9 protein-coding genes are annotated in these 9,283 nt (G+C 35.7%); 1 reads left to right on the top strand and 8 read right to left on the bottom strand.

Features of this window, described 5'->3' with window-relative positions:
• The first annotated feature begins 135 nt into the window (after positions 1-135).
• Positions 136-504, top strand: a complete 369-nt coding sequence (locus MVY38_RS06450) for a c-type cytochrome (protein WP_297484501.1) — start codon at positions 136-138, stop codon at positions 502-504.
• On the opposite strand, the gene MVY38_RS06445 is transcribed toward MVY38_RS06450, so the two are convergent.
• The 8 genes from MVY38_RS06445 to hisD all read right to left on the bottom strand — a co-directional run.
• A complete protein-coding gene (locus MVY38_RS06445) occupies positions 505-966 on the bottom strand; it encodes a hypothetical protein (RefSeq protein WP_297484499.1) in 462 nt (153 codons plus the stop codon).
• 12 nt (positions 967-978) lie between these two features.
• The gene (locus MVY38_RS06440) at positions 979-1,404 is read right to left on the bottom strand and encodes a hypothetical protein (protein ID WP_297484497.1); all 426 of its coding nucleotides are present in this window, start codon (positions 1,402-1,404) and stop codon (positions 979-981) included.
• Positions 1,404-2,504 carry a 4Fe-4S dicluster domain-containing protein gene (locus MVY38_RS06435; protein ID WP_297484495.1) on the bottom strand — a complete coding sequence of 367 codons (1,101 nt, stop codon included), beginning with the start codon at positions 2,502-2,504 and terminating at the stop codon, positions 1,404-1,406. Before MVY38_RS06435 ends, MVY38_RS06440 begins: the two co-directional genes overlap by 1 nt.
• On the bottom strand, positions 2,501-3,151 hold the full coding sequence (locus tag MVY38_RS06430) for a molecular chaperone TorD family protein (protein ID WP_297484493.1): 651 nt from the start codon (positions 3,149-3,151) through the stop codon (positions 2,501-2,503). Before MVY38_RS06430 ends, MVY38_RS06435 begins: the two co-directional genes overlap by 4 nt.
• An 81-nt stretch (positions 3,152-3,232) precedes the next feature.
• Positions 3,233-6,520 carry a molybdopterin-dependent oxidoreductase gene (locus MVY38_RS06425; RefSeq protein WP_297484492.1) on the bottom strand — a complete coding sequence of 1,096 codons (3,288 nt, stop codon included), beginning with the start codon at positions 6,518-6,520 and terminating at the stop codon, positions 3,233-3,235.
• A 13-nt stretch (positions 6,521-6,533) separates the two neighbouring features.
• Complete coding sequence (nrfD, locus tag MVY38_RS06420) at positions 6,534-7,457, bottom strand: NrfD/PsrC family molybdoenzyme membrane anchor subunit (RefSeq protein ID WP_297484489.1); 924 nt, start codon at positions 7,455-7,457, stop codon at positions 6,534-6,536.
• A complete protein-coding gene (locus MVY38_RS06415; RefSeq protein ID WP_297434253.1) occupies positions 7,454-8,092 on the bottom strand; it encodes a 4Fe-4S dicluster domain-containing protein in 639 nt (212 codons plus the stop codon). Before MVY38_RS06415 ends, nrfD begins: the two co-directional genes overlap by 4 nt.
• 256 nt (positions 8,093-8,348) lie before the next feature.
• Positions 8,349-9,283 (bottom strand): histidinol dehydrogenase (gene hisD, locus MVY38_RS06410; protein WP_297484487.1); only part of this gene is annotated, 935 nt, incomplete at its 5' end.

The raw sequence follows: 9,283 nt of genomic DNA, 5'->3' as shown, positions 1-9,283 counted from the left end.
CAGTTATGACCTGCAAGAGATGCATGATGAGATTAAAGTGTTAGAAGAGCTTGTTTATAAAGAGAATAAAAGTATTAGTTTTAAGAAAATAAAAGCAGAAATAATTGAAAAATTAAAAAATAAAAGGATTTACTAATGAAACTTCTCATCTTAGGCATATGCCTCACCCTAACTGCTCATCTGCTCTATGCCTCTGAATCTGCGTATGAGCAGGGAAGAGATCTCTATTTTCAAAATGGCTGCGCTAACTGCCATGGGACAAACGCAGAAGGGAGTAGTTACTATCCAAAATTGGCAAATAAGAAGAAAAAATATCTAACAGATAAATTAGAAAACTTTAAAAAGGGAATTGCAAATACGCAAAAGCAAGAGATAATGTTTACCTTTGCTCAAACACTTACACAAAAAGATATTATGAATATCACGAGTTACCTTACAAACTTTAAAAAAGATAACTCAGATAAATACAATGTAGAAGAAGATTTACTCGGAGTTGATTACTAATTATTCAGTAAAAAACTCCTTATAAACTTTTTCAAAATAGCGTTTTGACTTTTCAGCTTTTTCAATTTTAACATCAAAAATCTCTTTTGATGCAGGGTATTTTTCACTATACTCTTTGTATATATCACATTTCATATCCATATTCATAGAGAATTGCTCTATAACAGCTCTAAAATCATCAGGTGTAGCAACCCATTGCATAAAGTTTTTAAACATTCTCTCTCTTACATCAATAGCAAAAGATTCATCAAGCCCTTGGGCCATTCTTTTTAAATCCCAGCGAGAAAAGTAAATACCACTTTTAGCTGGTGGCATAATTTCAGCATAGATAGCTCTTAAGTAGTCGGGGTAATCTTCTGGAGTATCCATATCACAACTATCATCTTCACAGGACTGGTTCATAGCCTGTCTCTGCATCTGCTCAAATTCACCTCTTAACTCATTTAAATCTTTCATATCCATAATTTTATTCCTCTATTTTATAAATTGTTCGTATATCTCTTTTGCTAAAGCATCACCATTAAGCGCACCATTCTTTTCTAAATATGTACCAATAAGTTTTTCACCATCACGCAGCACAAAATCACATTTATTATAAACCTGGACAAACTCATCTGCTTCATCTAAAAGTTCAACAGCTTTTTCTTGGTACTCTGCTGCTATGTAAGCCCCATTTACATGAGATTTCTTCATATTAGAAAGTGTAAAATAAAAATCATCTTCGCGTATATTCATTGGTATCATCATTGCATCTGCATTATCTGCTTTTACAAGTTTATTTAACAAGACAAAAAGACGATTTGGACTTGCATGTTCTGCTATTAGCCCATATAACTTTGTCTCTATTTTAATTTCATCATTGAGATTCATCGTATCAATATTTTGCATATTTTCACTCATTATTTAATTCCCCACAGTTCTCTGGCTTCATCTTCTTCTATCTGACATCTACGACAGAGCATTTCGCCACCTTGATAGGCAAAGTAATTACCACATTCATCACAGCGTTTTATGTCAAAACGGACTAAAGTTTCAACCTTTGGCTCAAAAAAGTTTGAAAGTGCAAAAGTTTTTCTTAGTGTTAACGAATCTGGCTCACAAACATCATGACAACTATGACACTGCACACAAGCGAGTGGATTAAAATTAATCACAGAACCTCTACCATCTGAGCTTAATGCACCAGTGGGACAAATTCTGTAACACATTTGACAATTTGTACAACTACTTTCATCTAAGTCTTTTTGAGAAATAAAACTAATATCTTCTATGGAAATAGTATGAAAAGTCTCGGGCACTTCTGCTCTTTTCATTGCCATAAGCAGTAAACTTCTTCTATCTGGAAGATTTTTTTGCTTAATTTTAACAATATCGGCATTTGTCACTTCATGCGTTTTTAATGTTGTATCTGTTGATGCCACTTCATTTTCAAACTGTTGTTTTATACTGACAGCTTTTTTCAAACCATCTTTTGAGAGTAACTTTCTTCTACTTAAGGTATCGGTTTGAGCTGTTTCTTCTTCAATATCCAACTCTTTTAAAGCAATGGCACTATTTTGTTCCATCGCCTCTAAAAAGAAATTAACCTCTTCAACTCTCTCTTGTATAATTGGCAAATTTTTTGCAGCAATAGGACACTCTTTACAAGCACCAATATCCGCAGTAATACTTTGAGGAGATATAAGTGCCATACTTAGCAACTCTTCAACACTTAATGCGGCTATACAAGGAAGCTCATTTTTACATGTTATAACATCCAAATCATTTTCTAAAAAATTAAAAACATAATTAATAGGCTTAAAGTCATCCAGCTCATAAGCAGCAGTAGGACAAACAGCATCACACCCGCCACATCCTACACATTCACTTGGGACAAAGGAGATAACACCATCATCAATTTTAATAGTTTCAACAGGACATACTGTAACACATTTATCACATATAGCGAATTTGTTTGAAGTATGTACACATTTTGAAATGTCTAAAGTTAGTAAACTCATGCTATGTATTTATACTCTTTTTCTTTTAATGCACTAAGATACTCAAAATCACTTAAAATAAATTCTAAAGTAAAATCAGCCAAATCAAAATAAAATGCTGTTCCCGCCTCATTTTTTACATTTAAGAGATACATAGGCATCCACTCTACAATATGATCTTTCATAAAGCCATATTGAAGCTGTGCAAGTTGTTTAGCAATCTCTATGTCATTCTCTTCAAGCGCTTTCATCTCTGCTCTGCAAAGTTCGTACATAAATTCTAACTCAATTCCAATGTGATCTGCTGACATTACACGGGCTTTATCAAGTTCTACCTTAAATTCAAAAGCATTGAAAATTGCCTGTACAGGGTTGTCACCACCTGTTTCCATCATCTGGTCTTCTCTCATATAAAATGATTCATACGGAATGAGATGGAGTAAAAAAAGATTAGTAAAATCAACATTGAGATATCTCTCAATTAACTCTTTTCTATCAAATTTATCTCTTTTTTTCCATGTTTTATATGTTGGAAAAAAAGATAAGATATTCTCATCCTCTTCTATTGATTTTAATAAGCCTTCATCAACTTCACTCATTGTAAGTCTTGAAAGTAGTGCATATATATTTATACGAGCAATTTGTTGTTGTTTTAAATCATTATTCATAAATAATGTACCTTTATGGGAAGTTTATATATTTGAAGAATTATATTAAAGCACCACTTGAAGTGGGCTTTAATCTAGAATTTACACATCTTTAATGTTAAATTCATAAGCTTTTTGGCTTGGTTTAACCGGACGCTTAATAAAGTAAGGACGACGTAATTTATCTGACGCTGTCAATGGACGAGTCAATTGATCTCTCCACGCCTTATACACCTTAAAGTTGTTTTCATAATTTACATGAATATCACCAATTTTATCATCATTTCCAGCTTTAGAAAGAATGACTTTTTGATGCCAACCATGGTTACCAGCAATTGGGTCTGGATGACAAGGAGCTACAGCATTTTGCCATGCACCACTTAGTCCATTCCACCAGATATCATCTAGGTCTCTGTTGTACTCTTTAAACTGCCATGCTTCATGAGGATGAATACCCTCAGTAGTCGTCATAGTTCCAACTTTACCATCATTTGTCATAGAAACTTTTGGTGAACCTAAACTCATTACACCTAATGTATGTTCAAATCCTGGAATTTTCACAGCATCTTTAAGTTTCCAACGACCAGCATGGTGTGAACACGCAAGCACACCTGGACGAGTAGCCTCAGTAGGTACTGCCATAGCGATGAAATAACCACTTTGAATACCAGAGAGTGTATCTTCAATTTGTACTTTCACCGCATCACCACGCTTAATACCAAGCTTTTGGGCATCTTTTGTGTAAATCCAAATTGGATTATGATTTTGTGAAATTTCCATAAGATGTTTCGAGTTTACTGAACGCGTATGAATATTGTATGGCAGACGATAAATCGTATTTAATGCAAATTCATTGTCACCTTTCATATGTTTATGATGCACTTGAGTTACAAGGTGCACCATTTTATCATTTTCAGCTTTGTTTCTAGGATAGATAGGAATAGCATACTCTGGCCATTTCCACTCAGTTAACCACTCAGAGAAGAATTCAAGTTTTCTACTTAATGTGTGAAAACCGCCTAATACTTCTTTATCTTGTATAATACCTATAGATTTCATAAATTTACCATCTTGAACCCATAATGCACCAAACTGATCTTTTTCAACTTCATTTTTTTCATATTTATGACCATGAGCGTAAACATAATCACCCTCAATTTTTAGTTCATCTTCTTGAGGTTTATAGACATTAGTTTTCTCAGTCCAACAACCATGATCTCTAATGTAAGAATATACAGGGTACTCTTCACCTTTATACATTTTTTTCGCAGTTTCATTCAATCTAGGAAGCAATGAAAGTGCAGCATCAAAATACTCTGGTACAGTTACACAGCGAGATGGGTCTTTTTTACTTGCCCAGTAGTCTCTTATGCCTAAAGAACCATCAGGATCTACATAATGAAAAATTAGATTTGGCCAAAATTCACTCTCTTCCCAAACTTCACCAAGACCAAACTTTGTATGTGCTTCTAGTGTAGCACGAGTTGGATCTTTTGGTTTCCATCCAGATTTTTCAGCAGCAACACGAAGAACTGCTTGACGGAATTCAATACGCTGTTCTGGCTTCGATGGAGTTGATTGTTGGTCATTTCTCTCACCCGCAAGTCCAACAGGAAGTACATAGTCACAGTACCAGTTTGTTTCAGACCATGTTGGAGATAAGTTAAATGTTAATTCAAATTTATCTTCACGTTTAAGTGCTTCCATCCATCTAAAACCATCTGGATTAATCCATAATGGATTGTGCATTCTCGGAATATATACAGAAATAGCTTTAGGAATCTTAAGACCTCTTTTTGTCCATTTTGCATGCCAGTCGTCATCCATCATAATCTGAGGTAACATAAAGCCCATTTCATATGTTGAAATCGGATACTCTGGTGGCCAAGCCAACTCATTCCATGCATCAGTTTTTGCAGGGTGTTTTCCAGCTACGGTAGCTTTATCACCTTTACCTGCAACAGAAATCTCATGCCAATGGTGCATACCTACACCACCAATATCTCCACGCATTGCACCACGAAGTGCTAATGGTAAGAAACCAGTACGAGTATTCATCCAACCACCACGGTGACCAATTGCTCCTGCACGCCATAAATAACTTGATATTCTTGCACCAGCTGGAACAAAAAGTTCCCATAACTCATCTAGCTTATATTCCATACCTTCAAGTTTACACTCTTTAACTACAAACTCTTTCGTATATGGAGCATATAACTCTTTCATAAGTTCTATGTATGACTCATAGCTGTCATCTTCTGGCACTTTTGAAATATATCCATAACCAACCATCTTTTGCAAATAATCTTTATTTGCCATCAGACGATCCCAGTTGAGCCACTCTTTTACATATTTATGGTCAACTAAATCATTCCCATCTTTATCTTTTTCATGCACAATTCTATTTGTAAGATAAAGATAAAGTGCAGCTTCAGTTCCTGGCCATGTAGGAATCCAAAGATCTGCCATACCAGCAGAGTTACTCATTCTAGGGTCAATAACAACCATTTTAGCACCACGTTTTCTTGCATCAGCAATTAAACCTGCTGATTGTTGGAAGTAGTGACCAGCATCTGCTGCGTGAGATGATTGTAAGAAGATAAGATCTGCATTTCCCCAATCCGGTGAATTTCTATCGTCATTTGCCCATTGAATAGTACCTTGACGAGCACCTGCAGAACAGATATTTGTATGTGAGTTGTAACCATCAATTCCTAAACTTTGAGGAACACGAGGACCAAAACCATTTTCATTTGGACGACCAACATGATACATAATTTGCTTTTTAGAAACTTCATCACCTTTAGCAAGTGTATCGTGCATTTTCTTACCAATGACAGCCATTGCTTCATCCCAAGTTACACGAACCCATTTACCTTCACCACGCTTAGAACCTGGAGCACGCTTAATTGGGAATGGAATACGATCTGGATCATACATCTGTGATGTTACAGCGTACCCTTTTGCACAGTTTCTACCACGAGAACCGGTATGAAGTGGATTACCCATATATTTACGTACAGTAAGCACTCCCTTATCAAAATCATTCTTGTTTACCCATGCAGTAAGACCACAACCAGCTTCACAGTTTGAACAAACTGTAGGAACGATTGTATAGTCATTTACTTGAATACCATCTGGATTTTCAGCCGAACGAACACCATGTCGTTCAATACCACCACGCTTCCAATCTGTTCCATCAAGCTCTTTAAAACTATCCCACTCAGATACATCTGGATAAAACGAAAGTGTATCAGGAGTATTTGTAAACTTACTGTCCGTTACAGATTCTGCAGCAGCATCAGTTGTAAATACACCCTTTGCAATAGCTACGCCAGCAACGCTAAACGCAGCACCTTTTAAAAATGTTCTTCTACTTTGTAAATACATTTATACTTTCTCCTTAACTCAACGATAATAATTGTGGAATAACAAGCCAAACATGTTTTACTACCCACAGACCAACGATTGCTAAAATCGATGCAAGATTTAAAAGATTACTACTCTTACTAACACGTGCAAGTGCTATAAGTAACATAGGTAAAATATAAGCTACCCATTGTCCAACCCAGAACATAGTCGCATATTCACCATCACCTTTTATATTTGACAAGATAGCAATAACTTCTTCTGATTTCATTCCACCGAAGATATACTCTGACATATAGATAATAAATGCCATCAAAGCACTAAGCCCTAAAATAGCTCCGAAAAACTGCTTTGTCTTATCACTAAGTTTAGAACCACCAAGTAAGATCATAGCCGCAGAACCGCTTAGCGTTGCTGCTAAAATCATCTGTACTGATTCTGTTGACATTTGCCATAACTCACGAGCAGTAGCTTCTGCCATAATACCTGCAGTATATAGTGTTACAGGAATAGCAAGCAGTGTTACCCAAAAAAGGAGTTTATCAAAAAAGCCTGTAGGATTTTTTGTTAATAAACATTTATCTTTTCTAAGCATTACTACAATCATAAGAGATTCAAGTCCAACAAAAACTGTTGCCATCCATGCACCAACTGTAATAGCTGAAGTCCAATGAGGATAGAAAAAAATGTGCCACATTCTAAATGGTTGGTGCAAATCAGCCAATGTAAAGAGTAAGAAAACATTCATCATCACAAATGAAACAATTAATGTTGGAGTTCTTAAACCTTTCATCTCATCTGGATTTTTTTTCATTAATAAGAAAAGCATAAATACTAAACCAGTACCAATACTTTTCGCCCACATATTCATTGTAACAAACCAGCCCCAAAATATGTCTGGTAATGGTACATCCAAAGTTACTACTGCTTGTGTTGCAGCTATTGATTCATGTATCATTCGTGGTGCCCTCCTAGTGGAAGATGTGTTATTTTATTAAATAAGCTAAATCCTTCTACTCTTTCTGATGCAAGAGGATTCAGATTGACTTGACTTGCTCCAACATAGAAATGGTGAGGATTTGTTCCCTTCTCTGGTTTACGGACCTGAACATCTCTATGATCTTGAATATACATAGATATATTTGAAGTAGGATCCTCTAAATCACCAAAAATATTTGCTTCAACAGGACAAGCAACGACACAAGCTGGCATCATAGATGAAGCAACACGGTGTGCACAGTATGTACACTTGTCAGCAGTTTGTGTCTCAGGGTCTATATAGATTGCTCCATATGGACAAGCCATAACACAACCAGCGCAACCAATACATCTTTCACTGTCAATGTTTACAATTCCATTATCAATATAATGAAGAGCAGATACTGGACAAATTCGCTCACATGGAGCATTTTCACAGTGATTACATCTTAAAGGTGTAAATGTCCTCTTTGTTTCAGGAAAAGCTCCCACATCCACATATTTGACACGAAGTCTCCATGTACTTAGTGGAACTTCATTTTCCACTTTACATGCGATCTCACAACCTTTACATCCCATACAAAGATGTAAATCAACTAGGAAACCTAATTGCATATATTCTCCTTTGGCCAATCACGGCTTAATTAAGATTTATAACTACGATTTATTTGTATTAAAAGAAGCCCTTATCAATCATAATAAAAACTTATTTTACTGTCTAAATAGTATCTAAGTTATCTTAAAATTGATATAAAAAAGTGATAAAGAAATGATTATTTTGATGGAGTGTGTAAATTAATTTAACTTATATTTTGTGGAGTTATAATTACCATAAATAGAGTATATATTTATGATAATCAATAAATTTATATTATTTTAGTCTTACACGAACAGATTGTTCATGTGCAGTCAAGCCTTCTGTATTTGCTATAAGAGCGCACTCTTCGCCTATTTCATTAATTGCGTTCGCACTAAAAGAGATAATAGAACTCTTTTTCATAAAGTTCTCAACCCCAAGAGGAGAGTAGAACTTTGCAGTCCCTCCCGTAGGTAGCGTATGATTTGGTCCAGCAATATAGTCACCAATAGCTTCAGGTGTATTGTGCCCTAAAAAGATTGCTCCAGCATGTTTAATGTATGGTAAAAGTTCAAAAGGACTCATAGTAGCAACTTCGAGATGTTCTGGTGCTATCTTATTCATAAGTGCTACTGCTTCATCCATATCTTTTGTAACGATAATAGCCCCACGCTCTTGAATTGATTTTTTCGCTATCTCTTTACGAGGGAGTTTAAAAAGCCAATTTTCTATTGCTACTTTTACACTATCTGCAAGTTTTTGGGAAGGCGTAATTAAAATAGAACTTGCCATCTCATCATGTTCGGCTTGAGAGAGCAGATCAATAGCTAAATGATGCGCCTTTGCACTATCATCGGCAAGCACACCTATTTCACTAGGTCCTGCTATCATATCTATGTTTACTTCACCAAACACCATTTTTTTAGCAGTTGCCACAAAGATATTTCCTGGTCCTGTGATGACATCAACTTTTGGAATAGTTTGGGTACCATAAGCCATAGCAGCGATTGCAGAAGCACCACCTACTTTATATACTTCACTTACACCACATAAATGGCACGCTGCAAGAAGTAACTCATTTGGTTCATTATCTGGTGTTGGTGTACAGACAATGATTTGCTCAACACCAGCTACCTGTGCAGGAATAACATTCATAAGAAGTGAAGAGGGATATGCTGCTTTTCCTCCAGGAATATAGAGTCCGGCACTATCAACAGGAGTCACTTTTT

Origin of the sequence: Sulfurimonas sp., from assembly GCF_027056685.1 — a bacterium.
Classification (GTDB): Bacteria; Campylobacterota; Campylobacteria; order Campylobacterales; family Sulfurimonadaceae; genus Sulfurimonas.
Note: the sequence above shows the minus strand (reverse complement) of the source record. Positions and strands in the feature narration are given on the sequence as shown.